The organism is Bacillus sp. UNC322MFChir4.1 (genome assembly GCF_000746135.1).
GTDB lineage: Bacteria > Bacillota > Bacilli > Bacillales > Bacillaceae_G > Bacillus_A.
Genome location: NZ_KN050810.1, coordinates 87,774 through 106,016, shown reverse-complemented (window position 1 = coordinate 106,016; position 18,243 = coordinate 87,774). Strand labels below are relative to the sequence as shown.

The window sequence follows — 18,243 nt, the reverse complement described above, 5'->3', positions numbered from 1 at the left end:
ATGATAACATAAAAGGGAAGGGGGAGACAAAAAATGGAACATTTAAAAGTTGGCGATATACAAGTAACGTGGCTGCGAGGAGGAAATACACATTTAGACGGCGGAGCAATGTTTGGCGTCGTACCGAAAGCGCTTTGGTCACGCAAATATAGCCATAACGATAAAAATCAAATTTATTTACGAACAGATCCATTATTGCTGCAAACGAAAGATGGAAATATGCTTATTGATTCAGGGATGGGCAACAACAAAATGAATGAGAAAATGAAGCGAAATCAAGGAGTGACAGAAGAGTCGTCAGTTGAACAATCGCTTGCTCAGCTTGGACTAAAAGCTGAAGATATTCAGTATGCATTAATGACGCATCTTCATTTTGATCATGCATCTGGTTTAACGAAATGGGAGGGTGAAAAGCTCGTTCCGACGTTTCCAAATGCAAAAATATATGTATCACAAACAGAATGGGATGAAATGAGAAATCCAAATATCCGTTCACGTAATACATATTGGAAAGAAAATTGGGAGCCAATTGTAGATCAAGTCCAAACATTTACAGAAGAAGCGCGCATTACAGATGAAATTCGAATGGTTCATACAGGTGGCCATAGTGATGGACATGCTGTTATCGTTGCACAAAGTAAAGATGAAACATTCCTTCATTTAGCGGATTTATTGCCAACACATGCGCATCAAAATGTACTGTGGGTTATGGCTTATGATGATTATCCGATGACGTCTATTGAGAGTAAACAAAAGTGGATGAAGTATGGGATAGAAAAGAAAGCGTGGTTTACGTTCTATCATGATGCTTATTACCGTGCAGTGAAATGGGATGAAGAAGGACATATGGTAGAAACGTTAGAACGAAAAGATATAGAAGTGACGAGCGAAGTTTAAAGAGGGGTTGCTAATCATTAAGTACGATATAAGTTTATGTTGGAAAAGACATAAAAACCTCTTTTTTTATGTGGGCGAGAGGGACTGGTCATGCTAGAAGCGGCCAGGACCTATTTCTGCCACGTGCGAGGTTTAAAACAAAGGGAGAAAGCAAGCGGTGGTTATGTTGTATTCCGCATAGCAGTGACTTATAGGATGAAAAATTCACATGGATTTTAGTTAACGTTGATATTGTAAATTATGACGCGAGGAGATTCAAAATGAAGGGATTTTTCATTGAGAAATGTATAGAGTTTTGTATTTGCATCGTCGTTATTATGGTTATTAGTTATGTGCCATTTGCTTTTTGGGGGAACAATCCTCTTAGTTTTACTACGTTTTTACAACAGATATTTACCCATGGAGATTCTGGAAATCTTATGGAAATGCGCCAATTTCCGTTTTGGGATAAGATTTGGGAGCCGTATATATATTCAGGTATTATTTTACTAGCATCTACTTGTTTAACAGTTATCATTGCTACATGTCTATCTTTTGGCTATGTACTGTCGTCTTTGAAAGTGAAAAAAGCAATTGAGCGATGTTTAGTACTAATTGAATCTATTCCTGATTTGTTATTAATTTTTATGCTACAAATATTTTTTGTTTGGGTATATAAACAAACAGGAATCAATTTCGTAAATATTTACGCATTCGGCAGTAAACAAGCTTATTTCTTACCGATTGTGACGATGAGTCTTGTGCCTGCTCTTCATTTCTTCCGTATTATGGTTTTATTTTTATTGGATGAACAGAATAAGCCGTATGTCGAATTTGCTCGTGCAAAGGGCTTGAGTAGAAAATATATTTTATTTGTTCATTTGTTTCGAAATGTAATTTATCATTTATTTAATCATTTGCAATCTACTTTTCTAGTTATGATTTCAAGTCTATTGCTAGTGGAGGCTGCTTTTAATATTAATGGATACATGTCATTTATTTTAAAGCCATTTGTTTTAAATCCTGTAACGATAGCACAATGGATCCTTTTATTATTTATTCCATTTTACATTGTGTTTACGATTGCTCATTTTCAAGTGAAGCGTACGACAGGAGGACTTGCAAATGAAAAATAGCATGTTCCATTCGAAACGTTTTTGGATTGGCCTTTCTTTTTTCGGCGGACTTGTGTTAGCTAGTTTTTTATTCACATGGTACGGAAAAGATTTGTATTCTCAGACGCAAGTGTTAATCAAAGGTGCTGACGGTAATGTTTCACAAAGTGCACCGTTTAATCCTTTGGTGATGCCTCCTTTCGGATCGGATCGAAGTGGGTATAACTTATTCTTTAAACTTATTATTGGCGCAAAGTTTACGATCTTATTTGTGTTTGGAATTTGTTTTATTCAACTATTAGTAGGAACTTTATTGGGGAGTTTATTAGCATATACACCCGATTCATTACAAAAGTTTATTGAAAAAGTATGTAAGGTGTATTTCTTTGTTCCGACAGTTGTTTTAGTTAATTTGTTCATGATGCCGCTAATGATCCAAAGTGAGCATACGGGTTTTCAGGAATCTATTGTTATTAAGCAATTTCTCATTCTTTGCATCGTCACTTTGCCAAATCTCATTCTTTACATTAGCCAAGAGATTAATCTTTTTATGAAAAAAGAATATATTACAAGCGCCATTGTGCTCGGTGCTCGAAAATTTCATTTGTTTCGAAAGCATATTTGGCTCTCTGTGAAAGAGATTCTTGTGATTCTGTTCCTGCAACAGGCTGTTCAATTATTTACGCTACTCATATATATGGGCTTTTTTAAAGTATTAATTGGTGGAAGGAAAATGGTAAAGGATCCTTTCGGAGGTCCCCCTACTGCGTTTTCCCTTACAAATGAGTGGTCGGGATTAATTGGATTGAACAAAAATGAATTATTAACAGCACCGTGGATTATATTGGCGCCGTTAGTAGCTTTTGCAATATCGATTTTTGTTTTAAATCTTATGGTTCAAGGAATAAAGGAACGACTCAATACAAGGTTTGTGCCTATTCCACAGAAAAAACAAGACTCAGTAGTTGAAGAAAAGAAAACAACGATGTCTGTGGACAAATTTCGATTTGCGAATATGAAGCCGTTGTACAAAGGAAAAGATAGTTCGTATGAGTAAAAGTATCGGTCTATGCTGACTGATACTTTTTTGCGTTTGAAGGGTCTGAAAATATAGACATTTCAATTTTGATGTTTTATAGTAGTTAATACAATAACTACTATTAGGAGGGCTTATGGAAGAGAAAGCAATTGCCGAATTGCAAAAACATGGATTTTCGAAATACGAGTGTAAGGCTTACATCGGTTTATTGAAATCACCTGCTATCACCGGCTATGAATTAAGTAAGCGTTCCGGTGTTCCGCGCTCTATGATTTATGAGGTGTTAGGGAAATTGCTTGATAAGGGAGCGATTCAAACGGTTCCTTCTGATCCGATTGTCTATAAACCTGTTGAACCGAAGCTGTTGCTTGCTCGTTTGAAAGAAGAGATGGATGCGTCATTAGAAGTGCTCGAATCATCTCTTACGACGTTAGAAAGTGATCAAAAGATAGATGTTGTCACGAGAATTGTTCAGTATGAACATATTGTTCAAGAAATGCTTTCGATGATTCGAGAGGCAAACAAAGAACTTTGGTTATCCATTTGGTCTCCTCTTGTGAAAGACATTGAAAAAGCTGTTCGAGAAAAAGAAGGATCAATCCCGATTTTTACAGTTTTATTTGGAGCAGAAGATAAGAAGTTAGGGCACACATATCATCACAACTACATGGCGCCGGACATTGTGAGCAAACGTATGGGTGGGTATTTGACGATTCTCGTTCGAGATGAAGAAGAAGCTCTAATTGCTAAGTTTAGCGACAGAGGTTCGGAGTGGGCTGTGAAGTCAACTGATCCTGCGCTCGTTCTAATTGCTACTGAATACATTCGGCATGACATTATGGTAGAGGAAGTTACAACTGCGTTCGGTCCTGAAAAGCTAGATGAACTATGGAAGAAAAGGGAAGATTTAACTCATGTTATGACAGGAAAAAACAGCTTATTATAAAGTGAAACTTCCATCAGTGGGGTGGTATTCCCCACTGATGGTTAGTTGAACGAATCGGGCATTTACGGGCAGTTATCCCCCACCTATCTTCTTCGTATTTTTTCAATCTTGAGGTGGGGGGTACTGCCCGTTAATGCGGGATAAAGCTGTTTTTTTCGCACAAAACAATAGTCGTTATAACGATGACTACTTTAGGGGGAGTTACATGTATGCGAAATTAAAATTTGTCGCCTCTATGGCTATCTTTGGTTCTATCGGTCTATTTTCGATTAAAACAGGCCTCCCGTCGATTGAATTGGTTTTTGTACGATGTCTTTGTGCAAGTGTTTTGTTAGGGGGAATATGGCTTTTTCGCACATTCACAGCAAAACAAGAAAACGTTATTCCGCGCCGCGAGTATGGTCTTGCCTTACTATGTGGCTTGTTTCTTATTATAAACTGGGTCTTTTTCTTTCGCTCCATTGAAGTCATGCCCATTACTGTCGCGATATCAATTTATCATTTAGCACCAGTGATTGTACTTCTATTAGGCTCTATTATCTTTAAAGAAAAAATAACAGGAACAGGATTGTTCTTTTTCTTTGTTTGCTTCGTCGGTACATTGTTAGTTGGCGGGATTCATCAACATACAAGCGTTTCCGAATTTTTATCCACAGGTGTCTTATGGGCATTTGCTGCAGCCCTTTTCTATGCACTTACTTCCATCACAGGAAAGGGAATTCAACTACTGAGTCCGTTGTTAACGACCGTGATTCAAACGAGTCTTGGTGTTATCTTGTTGATTCCATTTGTGGATTGGTCAAAATTTACGCATCTTACTGCTGAAAATTGGTTTTATATCCTTGTGACAGGATTTATTCATACAGGATTTGTGTTCTATTTGTTCTTTAGTAGTTTACGAGAATTAAAGGCGCAAACAATTGCGATTTTAGTCTTTGTGGATCCAATTGTCGCAATTTTACTAGATGTTACGATTTTACATTACCGTCCTGATCTGTATCAGCTTCTCGGCATTTTTCTCGTGTTTGCGGGAATGAGTTATTCTCCAAAAAAAGAACGACAATTAGCAAAGGCTTAAGTTGTATATATGTAAAATATGTTCAGAGTTTGTTTTAATGGATTTTGGTTAAAATAAACTCTTTTTTCCTTATGATGAATTGTAATTTACGAACATACATTCTAGAATAAAAGTACATGTGGAGGTGTGAATAGTGAGACCTAATCTGACAAAAGATATTTCGATTCAAGATTTTAAAGATTTTTACTGGTTAAAAGAAGAGCTGCAATCATTTTGCAGGGAACATGGAATGAGTGCATCTGGTTCTAAGATAGAGATTACAGATAGAATTGAAACGTTTCTTCAAACCGGGGAGATCAAAAAAGCGTTGAGAAAGCCAAAAGATAAGACAAAGTCCCAAACACAAGGTAATTTAAGTCTTGATACAGTCATTACAGAAAATCATCGTTGTAGCCAGGATGTAAGAGTCTTTTTTAAGACAGTGATTAGTCCTAAGTTTCACTTTTCTACTTATATACAAAACTATATTAAAAATAATGTAGGAAAAACGTATCGTGATGTTGTAGCTGCTTGGTATGAAGAAGAAGAGCGCAAGAAAGATCCGGCATATAAGAAACAAATTGCTCCTCAATTTGAATACAATCAATTTACTCGTGACTTTTTCGCAGATCCAAACAATAAAGGAAAAGGTCGTAAAGAAGCGATGGAAGCATGGAATAACATTAAGAAACTCCCTGGAAGTAACAAATATGTCTCTAATCATTCTTAAGCGAAACGAAGCATTTGATGAACAAGTCAAATGCTATTTGTTTGGCCTTTTTAACTATCAAAGCGAATTGGAGTTGTCTCTATTTGTCGAAAGATTCACCCGTAAAGTGTTCTGAAAATTGTTATAATAATTCCCAAGCTATCTTGTTTTTTTATAGGAAGATAGCGAAAAAAATGAAAGCGTTTTAATGAATGGAGGGAAAAGATAACGTGTATATGACCATTGGGAAACTACTGGAAGTAACAACTGGGAATTATCCGAATAAGGAAGCGATTGTTGAGCCTGAAAAACAGATTCGCTGGACGTATGCAGAGTGGAATGAACAGGTAAATAAACTTGCTCATGCGTTTCAACAAAGCGGGATTCGAAAGGGTGACTGCGTTTCGGCGTTCCTTTTTAATAGTAGCCGACTTGCGACGACGTGTTTTGCTTGTGCAAAAATAGGAGCTATATTTAATCCCATCAACTTTCGATTAAAACCACAAGAACTTGCCTATATATTAGAAGATGCTTCTCCTAAAATTGTACTTTTTGAACAGCAAATAACCTCTCAAGTAGAAAGCATTCATACACAATTTCCTCACATTCAATTTTGGTACATTGACCAAAATAAACCATCATTTTCTGTTTCATATGAAGAAAAAGTAGCAAATGCTACGCCGCATTTTGAAAAAGTAGAAGTAAAGGAAGATGACATTTGTTCCATTATGTATACGAGTGGAACGACAGGTCAGCCAAAAGGTGTGCTTCATCGCCACCGGGAAATTATTGATCAAAGTATGATGGGTGTTGCGTATTTACATTACACGGAAAATAGCCGCGGCCTTGTGACGGCGCCAATGTTTCATTGTGCGGAGCTTCATTGTTGTTTCATTCCGAGAGTACATAGCGGTGCGACAAATATCATTCTTCATCATTTTGATGCAAAGCTTGTCTTGGAGACGATTCAAAACGAAAAGGTGACGGTGATGTTTGCGGCACCGACAATGTGGAATATGATGCTGCAGGAAGATTTAGCGCAGTATGATTTGTCATCGCTGCAATACGGCTTATACGGAGCGGCTTCGATGGCACCTGCGCTCGTTAAAGCTTGCGATGAAAAGTTGAATGTTTCGCTCATACAAGCTTACGGCATGACAGAGATGGGACCGGCCGTTACATTTTTACGGGAGCATGAGCAACTTTCCAAAGTTGGTTCGGCAGGAAAGGCTGGATATAATCACGAAATCCGTGTTGTCCGTCCGAACGATGATGGACCGTCTGAACCTGATGATGTGTTACCTCCCTATGAAATTGGAGAAATTATTATGAGAGGTCCATGCGTGATGGCGGGGTATCACAACAAGCCAGAAGTGACGGAAAAAGCTTTATATAAAGGATGGTACCATTCAGGAGATTTAGGTTATGTCGATCGAGATGGGTATTTATATGTAGCTGATCGCGTTGACGATATGGTCGTGAGCGGCGGAGAGAATATTTATCCGCGCGAGGTAGAAGACTTTTTATACACGCATGAAGGTGTGTTAGATGTTGCGGTATTAGGGGAGAAAGATGATTTGTGGGGGCAGCGCGTCGTTGCATACGTTGTTTCAAAGGACGGGTCGCTTACAGAAGAAAAGTTAGATGAATATTGCAGGCAAAGTGATAAGCTCGCTGATTATAAACGCCCGCGTAGGTATGTATTTACGGAGCAGCTACCGAGAAATGCGAGCGGGAAAATTCAAAAGTTTATTTTGCGTAATCAAGGGACAGAGGTGAAAAAAATACGATGAAGCATGCCTATTTAGAGGAGGAGCATCACATTTTCCGTGATGCTTTCCGTAAATTTTTAGAAAAGGAAGCGTATCCGCATTATAACCAATGGGAGAAAGACGGAATGATTCCACGGTCTCTCTGGAGAAAGATGGGGGAAAATGGTTTTCTTTGTCCGATGATAGAAGAGAAGTACGGCGGAGCTGAAGCTGATTTTGGATACTCAGTTGTCATAAATGAAGAGTTAGAAAAGGTTGGTTCAAGTTTAGTAGGAATTGGTTTACATAATGACATTGTCGTTCCGTATTTGACGGCATATGGAACAGAAGAACAAAAGAAGCGCTGGCTTCCAAAGTGTGTGAGCGGTGAATATATTACTGCTATTGCGATGACAGAGCCGGGAGCTGGTTCTGATTTAGCTGGTATTCGTACAACGGCGCGAAAAGAAGGCGATCATTATGTTGTAAACGGTGAAAAAACATTCATTACAAACGGGATTCATGCGGATGTAGTCGTTGTTGTTTGTAAGACAGATACAACTGTAAAGCCGGCGCATAAAGGAATTAGTTTACTCGTTTTAGAAAGAGGAATGGAAGGATTCAAGAGAGGAAGAAAACTAGAAAAGGTTGGATTGCATAGTCAAGATACAGCGGAACTTATTTTTGAAGATGTAAAAGTTCCTGCTTCTAATTTGTTAGGGGAAGAGGGAAAAGGTTTCTATTATTTAATGGATAAATTACAGCAAGAGCGCCTCATTGTCGCAATTGCGGCGATAACAGCGGCAGAAGTGATGCTGCGCTTAACGAAGGACTATGTAAAAGAACGAAAAGCATTTGGGAAAAGTATTAGTGATTTTCAAACGGTGCAGTTTAGGCTTGCTGAAATGTATACAGAAATTGAAATTGGTCGCACGTTTGTGAATGAATGTATTGCAGCACATATGCAAGGTGAAAACATTGTAACGAAAGTATCGATGGCCAAGTGGTGGGTAACAGACCTTGCAAAGAAAGTAGCGGCAAAATGCATGCAGCTCCACGGTGGGTATGGGTATATGGAAGAATACGAGATTGCTAGAAGGTACCGGGACATTCCCGTAAGCGCCATTTATGCGGGGACAAATGAAATTATGAAAAATATTATTGCGAAAAGTATGGGTTTGTAATGAAAGGGAGGAAGATGATGATTCGGAATATTGCGGTAATTGGTGCTGGGATTATGGGAAGTGGTATTGTTCAGGCATTAGCGATAGGTGGAAAGAGCGTAAAAATGTATGATGTGTCAGAAGAAAGTATACAAAAAGCATACAAAGGGATTACAACAAGTCTAGAGCGTTTTGTGAAAGCTGGGCGGATGAGTGAAGAAGAGAAAGAGCAAGTTCTTGTGAATATCGTGTCTACTATAACGATAGAAGAAGCATGTAAAGATGTAGAGCTTATTATTGAAGCTGCTCCAGAGAATTTGCAGTTGAAAAAAGAGATATTTAAACAACTAGATAGCTACGCTTCCTCGTCTACCATTCTGGCAACAAATACATCTGAATTAAGTGTAACGGCGATTGCAAGTGCGACAAATCGCCCGGAAAAGGTGTTAGGGATGCATTGGTTTAATCCAGCACCTGTTATGAAACTGATTGAAATTGTGAGAGGAGTTGATACAGCGGAACATACAATACAAGCGGTGAAAGAGTTAGCAGAAGAGATTGGCAAAGAAACCGTTGTTGTGAAAGATATGCAAGGGTTTGTCACTTCAAGAGCGATTGCCGTGCATTTGTTAGAGTGCATGCGTATGTATGAAGAAGGGATAGGCAGTAAAGAAGAAATTGATAAAGCGATTAAACTTGGCTTGAACTATCCGATGGGGCCGTTTGAGTTAGCGGATTATGTTGGATTAGACACGATGTTATTTGCAAGTCAAGGTTTAAGCGAAGCATTTGGTGATAGATTCCGCGCTCCGCAAACGCTTGTGAAACTTGTAGAGGCAGGGCATCTCGGAAGGAAAACTGGAAAAGGGTTCTATAACTATGAAAAAGGGAAAGTGGGAGAGAGAATATGAACAGAGAAGTTGTCATTGTTGAAGCGGTACGTACGCCAGTTGGAAAAAGAAACGGTGCGTTTCGTGAACTTCATCCCGTGCAACTGGCGGCAGTTGCATTGGATGAGGTGATGAAGCGTGCCAATATAGAAAAAGGTATGGTAGAAGATATTGTCATGGGCTGTGTGACGCCGATTGCAGAGCAAGGTTTTAATATTGGGAGACTTGCTGCTTTAGAAGCGGATTTTCCGATCACTGTTCCAGCTGTAACGATTAATCGTCTTTGCGGTTCGGGGCAACAAGCAATTCATTTTGCAGCGCAAGAAATTAAGTCTGGTGATATGGATATTACCATTGCTGCTGGTGTTGAGCATATGACGAAAGTACCAATTTTAAGCGATGGTAATGCAAATACAATTCCAAGTAGTCTTCATGAAAAATATGAAATTGTCCATCAAGGTGTGTCGGCAGAAATGATTGCTGAAAAATATGGAATTACAAGAGAGCAGCTAGATAACTATGCCTATGAAAGTCATCAACGTGCGTTGCAAGCAATAGAAGTAGGTAACTTTAAACGTGAAATTCTCCCAGTAAATGGGATAGATAAAGAAGGCAATACAATGCTCGTTACAAACGATGAGGGACCAAGAGCAGACACTTCTCTTGAAGCATTAGCAAATTTAAAGACTGTATTTAAAGAGAACGGATCGATTACAGCAGGGAATGCGAGTCAAATTAGTGACGGAGCAGCGGCCATTTTGTTAATGGATAGTGAAAAAGCGAAAGAGTTAGGATTGAAAGCACGGGCGCGGATTGTCAATCAAGTTGTAGTTGGTTCAGATCCTACAACGATGTTAGACGGTGTCATTCCCGCGACGAAAAAGGTACTGCAAAAAGCAAACTTAACAATTCATGATATGGACGTAGTCGAAATTAACGAAGCATTTGCTTCTATTGTTCTTGCATGGCAAAAAGAACTAGAAGCAGATTTACATAAAGTAAATGTGAACGGCGGTGCGATTGCATTAGGGCATCCACTCGGAGCAACAGGTGTGAAATTGATGACGTCTCTTCTTCATGAACTAGAAAGAAGAAACGGGAAATATGGTTTGCTTACAATTTGTATCGGACATGGGATGTCAACGGCAACAATTATTGAAAGAATATAACAAGAGGTGCAGAAACGATGTAAACATACAAAGTCGACAAGAAGACTATGGAAATATTCTTTTGAAGGAGCATTATATTGAAACATATATCATTAAAAGCAATCGATAAGAATAATTGGGAAGATGCGATTCAATTATCAGTGAATCGAGAGCAACAGCCATTTATCGCTTCCAATTTGTATTCCATTGCAGAAGTGCAGTTTCTAGACAATTTCTATGCAAAAGGAATATATCTTGATAACGAAATCGTAGGTTTTACTATGTATGGAATAGACGGTGACGATAATAATTATTGGATTTACAGACTGATGGTTGATAAAGGATTCCAAGGAAGAGGAATAGGAGTACATGCGATAAAATTGGTTATTGAAGAAATAAAGAGAAGGAATGATATTAATATTCCACTTATTATGATTGGATATCATCCTGAAAATCTTGCCGCAAAATTCGCTTATCAAAAGGCAGGTTTTATAGAGACGGAATTATCATCTTGGGGTGAGCAATTAGCGAAGTTCTGTTTATGAAAAGTAGGCTTATTTAAAGAAATAGAAATAAAAAAAGCTTGGATTTACACGTAATCCAAGCTTTTGGGTGCTAGAACTACTTAAAACCAATTTGCACCTCGCATTAAGCAACTTTCACTTCTAAAATTGTACCTGTTTTTGCATCTACTAAAAATTCAAATCGTTCTTGCACATCGTGTAATAACGTTGTAATACCACCGCGGTATACATCGTAAGTAACATCATATTTTTCAAACGTCTCAGGAACCATATGTACCCAAGAACCTGTAATTTCACCTTTATGACTTAATGCTTGCTTGACCATTGTTAATGCTTTTTCAGAAGAAATGTGGGATTGCTCTTGAACTTTATTTGCAACAACATATCCAGCTGCAAAACCTAAACCAACACCCGCTAATAAGCTTTTCCAGTTCATACATTCACCTCTATCCTGTTAAAGTTTTCCCCATAAGTATAAATCAAATTACATAAAAAAAGAAGAAACTAGAAAGATTTCGAAAATTTCGTTACAATGAAAATAGTGATTCTATTACTGGATTGAAGGAAGGGTACCGTGATGAATAAAGAGACAATGGAACTATTTCGTACGTTAACAGAACTGCAAGGTGCTTCAGGATTTGAGCATGATGTACGCCGTTTTATGAAGCAAGAACTAAGCAAATACTCAGATGAAATCGTACAAGATCGTTTAGGCAGTATCTTCGGTTTGAAAAAGGGTGACGAAAATGGCCCGCGCGTTCTTGTAGCTGGTCATATGGATGAAGTTGGCTTTATGGTAACGCAAATTACGCCAAACGGAATGGTTCGTTTTCAAACATTAGGCGGTTGGTGGAGCCAAGTATTACTAGCGCAGCGTGTACAAATTATGACAGATAACGGCCCGGTTATTGGTGTAGTAGGTTCTGTTCCTCCGCACTTATTAAGCGACGAACAACGTAACAGACCGATGGATATAAAAAACATGTTAATTGATATCGGTGCAGATAGCCGTGAGGAAGCACATGAAATTGGTGTGAAACCTGGCCAACAAATTGTACCAATTTGTCCGTTTACACCGATGAAAAATCCAAAGAAAATTATGGCGAAAGCTTGGGATAATCGTTATGGCTGTGGCCTTGCGATTGAGCTATTGAAAGAGTTAAAAGATGAAAAATTGCCAAACACATTATATTCCGGTGCAACAGTACAAGAAGAGGTCGGCCTTCGCGGTGCACAAACAGCTGCGAATATGATTCAGCCTGATATTTTCTATGCGTTAGATGCAGGCCCAGCAAACGATGCATCAGGAGATAAAACGCAGTTTGGTCAAATTGGAAAAGGTGCTGTACTTCGCTTGTATGATCGCTCAATGGTAACACACCGCGGCATTCGTGAATTTATTTTAGATACAGCGGAAACGCATAACATTCCGTATCAATATTTCGTATCACAGGGCGGTACAGATGCAGGTCGCGTACATACAAGTAACTCTGGTGTACCATCTGCAGTTATCGGTGTATGTGCTCGTTACATTCATACACACGCTTCGATTTTACATATCGATGACTATGCAGCAGCAAAAGAATTGCTGATTCAATTAGTAAAAGCGACAGATAAAACAACGTTTGAAACAATTAAAGAAAATGTTTAATAGGGAAAGGCCAAATGAGGCCTTTTCTTTTTGAATTCGAGGTGAAAATATGAAAGTAGCAGTTGGATCCAAAAACAAAGTGAAAGTAAATGCAGTTCAGCAAGTGCTTACAGAAGCAGAAATGATTTCACTGTCTGTCCCGTCTCATGTGTCCGCGCAACCATTTTCTGATGAAGAAACGCTCCAAGGAGCAAGCAACCGGGCAAAATTAGCATTAGCAGAAGGAAAAGCCGATATCGGAATTGGTTTAGAAGGCGGCGTGATGCATACAAAGCACGGCTTGTTTATGTGTAACTGGGGGGCTTTAGCAACGAAAGAAGGCAAGCTATTTACCGCAGGCGGAGCACGTATGAAACTGCCAGATGAGTTTATTCACCCTCTTGAAGAAGGAAAAGAATTAAGCGAAGTGATGGAAGACTATACGAAGCAACGTGACATTCGTAGCAACGAAGGAGCAATCGGTATTTTTACAAATAATTATGTAGATCGGACGGAGTTATTTGTGCATGTTGTGAAGCTATTAGTTGGACAGTACATGTATGACAGAAGTAAAGCATAAACCTTGCACTGGAAGTAATGTATGGTAGTATAGAAATACAATTTAAAAAACTTAAAAAAAACCTTTAAAATCCTCTTTTTTTTAGATGGGCGAGAGCGTCTGGTCATGTGTAGGGCGGTCAGGGCCTATTTCTGCCACGTGCAAGGTTTAAAACAAAAGTAGAAAGCAAGTAGCGGACATGTTTTACTTTGCATGGCAGTACTTTGTGTAAAGAAAGATTAAATTAGTAAATATGCTTCTTTTTAGATGGCGAGAGCGTCTGGCTATGTGTAGAGCGGTCAGGGTCTATTTTTGCCACGTGCGAGGGTTAAAACAAAGGGAGCAATCGAGTAGCGGGCATGTTTTAATGTGCATGGCAGTGCTTTCTGTAAAGGAAGATAAACATGCTTCTTTTTAGATGGCGAGAGCGTCTGGCTATGTGTAGAGCGGTCGGGGCTTTTTTCTGCCACGTGCAAGGGTTAAAACAAAAGTAGAAAGCAAGTAGCGGACATGCTTTAATCGGCATGGCAGCGATTTAATTAGTAAGTACATACCTTTTTTAGGGAGGAATTATAGATGAAAGCATTAGAAAGTATGGAGCAGTTTCCAGAATTGAAAAATGAGGAGAAAGTGATCTTTTTATTTTCGGCAGATTGGTGCCCGGATTGCCGTTTTATTGATCCATTTATGCCAGAGGTAGAAGAAAAATATAGCGATTTCTCTTTCTATTATGTAGATCGCGATGAATATATCGATTTATGCATCAAGTTAGACGTATTTGGTATTCCAAGCTTTGTCGCTTACAATAAGGGAGAAGAAATTGGCCGCTACGTAAACAAAGATCGTAAAACGCAAGAGCAAATTGAAGAATTCATTGAAGGTTTAAAATAAAGTGAAACTGAAAACAACCTCTATCTTCATATGTGGAGGTTGTTTTTTTCGGAAGGGAGGTAAATTGTATGAAAATGACGAGTAAAAAGATGAAAGATGAACTGATGAAGCACCTTGAACGAGCAGAGTGGGGCTTTCAGTACGATAGCGAAAAAGAAACACTTCGCATTGAGCAAGCAAATACGAAAAAGGGAATTACGGTTTCTCTTCCAGGGATTGTAGCAAAGTGGGAGGTAAAGAAAGAGAAGGCAATTGAAGAAGTTGTCTATTACGTAGAAGAAGCGCTCGTTGCGATGCATAAAGAAGTAACGAGTACGGCGAAAATTTTGCCTGTTATCCGCTCCACTTCTTTTCCGAAAGAAGCAGACAAAGGGAATCCCTTTGTCATGATGGAACATACAGCAGAAACGCATGTTTACTATGCATTAGATTCAGATAAAACGTATCGTCTGATTGATCAGCGTTTGCTAAAGCAAATTGGGATGACAGAAGAACAAGTGCGTGAAATGGCATTGTTTAACGTACGCTCTTTACGCACTGAATTTAAGCAAGATGAAGTCGCTGGAAATACATTTTATTTCTTAAATACAAATGACGGATATGACGCAAGCCGAATTTTAAATGATTCATTATTACGAGACATGCGTAAACAAATTTCCGGTGATATGGTTGTTGCAGTTCCGCACCAAGATGTATTAATTGTTGCTGATATCGTGAACAAAATGGGTTATGATATTATTGCACAAATGACAATGAAGTTTTTTGCAGAAGGTCATGTTCCGATTACATCACTTTCATTCGTATATGAAGATGGTAATTTTGAACCAATCTTTATTTTGGCGAAAAATCGGAAGGAACGAAGTGAAAAAGAGAAAGGATGAACAAAGTGAACGTTTTTTATAACCTTGAAGGTATTGGGGATACATTAATTGTTGCCCTGCAAGATATTACATTAGAAAACCGCACATTTGAACGCAAAGGAGATGTAGCGCGCGTTTTCGATCGTGAAAGCAATGTAACAGCAGGATTCAACATTTTTAATGCTTCTTCTTATATGGAAATAACAGAAACAGGCAATCTCACATTAACGAAAGAGCTTGTTGAAAAAATCAATGAAATTTTAGCGAAGAACGATTTTACAGAAACAGTAGAAGCGGATCTTTCACCAAAATTTGTTGTTGGTTACGTAGCAGAAAAAGAAAAGCATCCGAATGCAGATAAATTAAACGTATGTAAAGTAGAAGTTGGTACAGAAACATTACAAATCGTATGCGGTGCACCAAATGTTGACGCAGGTCAAAAAGTAGTAGTTGCGAAAATCGGTGCAGTAATGCCAAGCGGTATGTTAATTAAACCAGCAGAGCTTCGCGGCATTCCATCTTCCGGTATGATTTGTTCAGCGCGTGAATTAGAGCTTCCAGATGCGCCGCAAGAAAAAGGAATCCTTGTACTTGAAGACAACTATGAAGTTGGACAAGAGTTTAAATTCTAAATAAAAAATAGAGCTGACCCCATACTTATGGAGTCAGCTCTTATTTTTGTTTGTCCACCGATATATCGGCGCTTTTCGGAATATATCAGCGCTTTTTCAAATATATCGACCACTTTTCGGAATATATCGGCGCTTCGACATGGAATAAAGGCTCTTCGACAAAGTTTGACACTCCGATCACAACTACGATACACAAACATTCTATTTTCTCCCGGAAAAGAATTGTATTTTGAAATCAAATTAGGTAAAATCTAGAAAAATATGAAAAGAGGTATATCACATGATGCATCATCCAAAAGTTTACGAACTGTTTCAACTCGTGCAAACTTCTCGTATTCATGACATTGAATTGCAATCGTTAGAAATCTACCTATTTCATAAACAAGAATTTAAAGATGGCCAAGTTGGTTATCGGTATGATAAGAAAGGAAATTCATTAATAGGAGAACAAGAAGGAAATTGGCAAGAGAGTTGGTTTGTGATTGGATATGATACGGATCTTGGCAATCCTATTTTTGTAGATATACAAAATTTACATGTGTATACGGCGGAGCGGGGAATGAGTACTTGGAATCCTGATTGTATTGCGGATCATGTAGATGAAATCATAGAGCACATAAGAAATTCTTTTTATAGATAGGGAGATAATATGAAGCACATAAAAAATGTTTCTGTAATGATGATAGCAGCACTTTGTATGATAGGATGCACGAAGGAAACTGTAAAAACAGAACCGAAGCAAGAGGAAAAGAAACCTCCTCATGTCGAAAGTCCTGTACAAAACAATGAACCGAAAGCTGAGCAAGTGAAAGAAGAGCCAGCACCTGCTCCTGCCGGGGAAAAACCGAAGTTCGTCGTATGTATTGATCCAGGTCACCAACGAAAAGCGAATTTAGAGCTAGAGCCAATCGGCCCAGGGGCAACGAAACAAAAATATAAAGTAACAGATGGAACAACAGGAGTTGTCACGAAAAAGCGAGAGTATGAACTAAATTTAGAAGCTGCTGTTCTATTAAAAGAGATGTTAGAGGCAAAAGGCGTTGAAGTGGTCATGACAAGAACGACGCATGATGTAAATATAAGTAATAAAGAACGGGCGACAGTTGCTAATGAGCATCATGCGAATTTGTTTTTACGAATTCATGCAGATGGTTCGGAAAGTGCAGCAGAAAAGGGTTTTGCGGTATTGACGACGTCAAAAGAGAATGCTTTTACAAAAAATATTTATCAGGAGAGTTTAACCGCTTCTGAGTTCATTGTGAATAAAGTAAAGGAAAATAGTAATGTACAAGTAAACGGAATTAAGTTTCGTGATGATTTGTCTGGATTTAACTGGGCTGAGGTACCAGGGGTTTTATTAGAACTAGGATTTATGTCAAATCCAGAAGAAGACAAAAAATTATCAGACGTAAATTATTTACGTTCTTTACTGCAAAGTGTAGCAGATAGTGTTGAGAGTTATCGAGTTAATAAAGGGTAATTTTTTCTTAGCTCCATTGTATATGGAGCCGTTTTTATGTAATGATATTTTTTATTTTTCTGTAAATGAAATGAAAGCAATTTCATCTGCACTTTTTGTTGAATGCTGATACAATAAAGGGTGTTACTATTTAGTAGAAAGAGTGGTAAGCATGTTAGATTGGATGAAAAAGCTTTTTAAAAAAGAGGAAGAAAATGAAGCGACAGCATTAAGTGCAATAGAAACACCTGCAGAGAAAAAAGTTACTTCTCAGATCCCTCGTGTAAAATACTACTCTGATAAACGAGAAGATGAGCTGAAAGCGTCTAAATCAAATTCGGGTGCTAATTTCCGGTTCCCGTTAATTCCTGATGATGGATTTGACGAGATTACGCAGGGGTCATCTCGTCTAGAAAAGCACGCTATACAAGAAAGACCGATTAGAGAGCGGCGCCAATCAAGACGAGTAGAAGAAGTGCAAGAAATGACATATATGGAACCAAGTACTGAGAAGGTAAGACATACTCCTAAAGTTGAAAGTAATCGAAGACCGTTCCGCCCTTCAGAAATGGTTTCGCCTATTTTTGGATACAATCGTCCAGAAACCAAGAAAAAGGAAAATGAGGAAAGTAAACAACAGCAACAACGAGAAGATATTGAAATATCAATGGAAGGAAAATCAGTTGTTGATGCGTGGTTAGAAAAGAATGGCTATATAAGTTCTGATGTATCACAAGATGAATTAACAGAAGTTGAACCTACCATTGTTAAAGCAGATGCAGAGCACACAGTAGATATAGACAAAAATGAAGCAACGTTACATACCCAGGAAGAAGAACAGTTGGGTATGCCTGAAGATGTTATCGTACGAAGTGAAGATTTTGCTAAGCAAATTCATACATCTGAAAATGAAGTACAAGAACCTACTGTTGTAGGGACAAGCTTTGAAATGACTGAAGAACCAGTTACGGAAGAAGTGACAGAGGAATCAGCA

Annotated in this window: 19 protein-coding genes and 1 pseudogene; 19 read left to right on the top strand and 1 reads right to left on the bottom strand. The window is 38.4% G+C overall.

Annotation, left to right across the window (positions count from 1 at the left end):
• The first annotated feature begins 33 nt into the window (after positions 1-33).
• The 11 genes from BR72_RS19615 to BR72_RS19565 all read left to right on the top strand — a co-directional run bounded on the left by BR72_RS19615 (position 34) and on the right by BR72_RS19565 (position 11,239).
• The gene (locus BR72_RS19615; protein ID WP_035435895.1) at positions 34-897 is read left to right on the top strand and encodes a YtnP family quorum-quenching lactonase; all 864 of its coding nucleotides are present in this window, start codon (positions 34-36) and stop codon (positions 895-897) included.
• 260 nt (positions 898-1,157) lie between these two features.
• A complete protein-coding gene (locus BR72_RS19610) occupies positions 1,158-2,012 on the top strand; it encodes an ABC transporter permease subunit (RefSeq protein WP_035435893.1) in 855 nt (284 codons plus the stop codon).
• Positions 2,002-3,048, top strand: coding sequence for an ABC transporter permease subunit (locus BR72_RS19605; protein ID WP_051957362.1), 1,047 nt, complete (start codon positions 2,002-2,004; stop codon positions 3,046-3,048). Before BR72_RS19610 ends, BR72_RS19605 begins: the two co-directional genes overlap by 11 nt.
• Before the next feature lie 115 nt (positions 3,049-3,163).
• Positions 3,164-3,976, top strand: coding sequence for a TrmB family transcriptional regulator (locus tag BR72_RS19600; RefSeq protein WP_035435890.1), 813 nt, complete (start codon positions 3,164-3,166; stop codon positions 3,974-3,976).
• Between the two features lie 205 nt (positions 3,977-4,181).
• Positions 4,182-5,054 (top strand): DMT family transporter, encoded by an 873-nt coding sequence (locus BR72_RS19595; protein ID WP_035435888.1) that lies wholly within the window; start codon positions 4,182-4,184, stop codon positions 5,052-5,054.
• Positions 5,055-5,187: 133 nt separating this feature from the next.
• On the top strand, positions 5,188-5,763 hold the full coding sequence (locus tag BR72_RS19590; protein ID WP_035435886.1) for a DUF6434 domain-containing protein: 576 nt from the start codon (positions 5,188-5,190) through the stop codon (positions 5,761-5,763).
• Between the two features lie 209 nt (positions 5,764-5,972).
• Positions 5,973-7,535 carry a fatty acid--CoA ligase gene (locus BR72_RS19585; RefSeq protein ID WP_035436364.1) on the top strand — a complete coding sequence of 521 codons (1,563 nt, stop codon included), beginning with the start codon at positions 5,973-5,975 and terminating at the stop codon, positions 7,533-7,535.
• Entirely contained in the window at positions 7,532-8,677 is a 1,146-nt protein-coding gene (locus tag BR72_RS19580) for an acyl-CoA dehydrogenase family protein (RefSeq protein ID WP_035435884.1), read from the top strand. Before BR72_RS19585 ends, BR72_RS19580 begins: the two co-directional genes overlap by 4 nt.
• A gap of 17 nt (positions 8,678-8,694) precedes the next feature.
• Positions 8,695-9,567 carry a 3-hydroxyacyl-CoA dehydrogenase family protein gene (locus tag BR72_RS19575; protein ID WP_035435882.1) on the top strand — a complete coding sequence of 291 codons (873 nt, stop codon included), beginning with the start codon at positions 8,695-8,697 and terminating at the stop codon, positions 9,565-9,567.
• Positions 9,564-10,715, top strand: coding sequence for a thiolase family protein (locus tag BR72_RS19570; protein ID WP_035435879.1), 1,152 nt, complete (start codon positions 9,564-9,566; stop codon positions 10,713-10,715). The genes BR72_RS19575 and BR72_RS19570 overlap by 4 nt, the downstream gene beginning before the upstream one ends.
• Before the next feature lie 77 nt (positions 10,716-10,792).
• On the top strand, positions 10,793-11,239 hold the full coding sequence (locus BR72_RS19565; protein WP_035435878.1) for a GNAT family N-acetyltransferase: 447 nt from the start codon (positions 10,793-10,795) through the stop codon (positions 11,237-11,239).
• Between the two features lie 103 nt (positions 11,240-11,342).
• On the opposite strand, the gene BR72_RS19560 is transcribed toward BR72_RS19565, so the two are convergent.
• Complete coding sequence (locus BR72_RS19560; RefSeq protein ID WP_035435876.1) at positions 11,343-11,654, bottom strand: PepSY domain-containing protein; 312 nt, start codon at positions 11,652-11,654, stop codon at positions 11,343-11,345.
• Positions 11,655-11,795: 141 nt separating this feature from the next.
• Between BR72_RS19560 and BR72_RS19555 the strand changes: the two genes are divergently transcribed.
• From BR72_RS19555 to BR72_RS26820, 8 genes and pseudogenes are all read left to right on the top strand, one after another.
• A complete protein-coding gene (locus tag BR72_RS19555) occupies positions 11,796-12,869 on the top strand; it encodes a M42 family metallopeptidase (protein WP_035435874.1) in 1,074 nt (357 codons plus the stop codon).
• Between the two features lie 49 nt (positions 12,870-12,918).
• A complete protein-coding gene (locus tag BR72_RS19550; RefSeq protein ID WP_035435871.1) occupies positions 12,919-13,428 on the top strand; it encodes a DUF84 family protein in 510 nt (169 codons plus the stop codon).
• Between the two features lie 555 nt (positions 13,429-13,983).
• The gene (locus tag BR72_RS19545) at positions 13,984-14,298 is read left to right on the top strand and encodes a thioredoxin family protein (protein WP_035435867.1); all 315 of its coding nucleotides are present in this window, start codon (positions 13,984-13,986) and stop codon (positions 14,296-14,298) included.
• 68 nt (positions 14,299-14,366) lie between these two features.
• The gene (locus BR72_RS19540) at positions 14,367-15,179 is read left to right on the top strand and encodes a DUF1444 domain-containing protein (protein ID WP_035435865.1); all 813 of its coding nucleotides are present in this window, start codon (positions 14,367-14,369) and stop codon (positions 15,177-15,179) included.
• Positions 15,176-15,790: a YtpR family tRNA-binding protein gene (ytpR, locus tag BR72_RS19535; protein WP_035435863.1), complete on the top strand. Its 615-nt coding sequence runs from the start codon at positions 15,176-15,178 to the stop codon at positions 15,788-15,790. Before BR72_RS19540 ends, ytpR begins: the two co-directional genes overlap by 4 nt.
• Before the next feature lie 280 nt (positions 15,791-16,070).
• The gene (locus tag BR72_RS19525) at positions 16,071-16,430 is read left to right on the top strand and encodes a hypothetical protein (protein WP_035435857.1); all 360 of its coding nucleotides are present in this window, start codon (positions 16,071-16,073) and stop codon (positions 16,428-16,430) included.
• 9 nt (positions 16,431-16,439) lie between these two features.
• Complete coding sequence (locus BR72_RS19520; protein ID WP_035435854.1) at positions 16,440-17,270, top strand: N-acetylmuramoyl-L-alanine amidase family protein; 831 nt, start codon at positions 16,440-16,442, stop codon at positions 17,268-17,270.
• A gap of 151 nt (positions 17,271-17,421) precedes the next feature.
• Positions 17,422-18,243, top strand: a pseudogene (locus BR72_RS26820) (hypothetical protein); the annotation flags it as partial.

Bases quoted from the DNA above. Each gene is read 5' to 3' on its own strand.
- BR72_RS19540 (WP_035435865.1), top strand. From the start codon at position 14,367: ATGAAAATGACGAGTAAAAAGATGAAAGATGAACTGATGAAGCACCTT.
- BR72_RS19580 (WP_035435884.1), top strand. From the start codon at position 7,532: ATGAAGCATGCCTATTTAGAGGAGGAGCATCACATTTTCCGTGATGCT.
- BR72_RS19600 (WP_035435890.1), top strand. From the start codon at position 3,164: ATGGAAGAGAAAGCAATTGCCGAATTGCAAAAACATGGATTTTCGAAA.
- BR72_RS19560 (WP_035435876.1), bottom strand. From the start codon at position 11,654: ATGAACTGGAAAAGCTTATTAGCGGGTGTTGGTTTAGGTTTTGCAGCT.
- BR72_RS19575 (WP_035435882.1), top strand. From the start codon at position 8,695: ATGATTCGGAATATTGCGGTAATTGGTGCTGGGATTATGGGAAGTGGT.
- BR72_RS19605 (WP_051957362.1), top strand. From the start codon at position 2,002: ATGAAAAATAGCATGTTCCATTCGAAACGTTTTTGGATTGGCCTTTCT.
- BR72_RS19545 (WP_035435867.1), top strand. From the start codon at position 13,984: ATGAAAGCATTAGAAAGTATGGAGCAGTTTCCAGAATTGAAAAATGAG.
- BR72_RS19550 (WP_035435871.1), top strand. From the start codon at position 12,919: ATGAAAGTAGCAGTTGGATCCAAAAACAAAGTGAAAGTAAATGCAGTT.
- ytpR (WP_035435863.1), top strand. From the start codon at position 15,176: ATGAACAAAGTGAACGTTTTTTATAACCTTGAAGGTATTGGGGATACA.
- BR72_RS19555 (WP_035435874.1), top strand. From the start codon at position 11,796: ATGAATAAAGAGACAATGGAACTATTTCGTACGTTAACAGAACTGCAA.
- BR72_RS19615 (WP_035435895.1), top strand. From the start codon at position 34: ATGGAACATTTAAAAGTTGGCGATATACAAGTAACGTGGCTGCGAGGA.
- BR72_RS19570 (WP_035435879.1), top strand. From the start codon at position 9,564: ATGAACAGAGAAGTTGTCATTGTTGAAGCGGTACGTACGCCAGTTGGA.
- BR72_RS19525 (WP_035435857.1), top strand. From the start codon at position 16,071: ATGATGCATCATCCAAAAGTTTACGAACTGTTTCAACTCGTGCAAACT.
- BR72_RS19610 (WP_035435893.1), top strand. From the start codon at position 1,158: ATGAAGGGATTTTTCATTGAGAAATGTATAGAGTTTTGTATTTGCATC.
- BR72_RS19595 (WP_035435888.1), top strand. From the start codon at position 4,182: ATGTATGCGAAATTAAAATTTGTCGCCTCTATGGCTATCTTTGGTTCT.
- BR72_RS19520 (WP_035435854.1), top strand. From the start codon at position 16,440: ATGAAGCACATAAAAAATGTTTCTGTAATGATGATAGCAGCACTTTGT.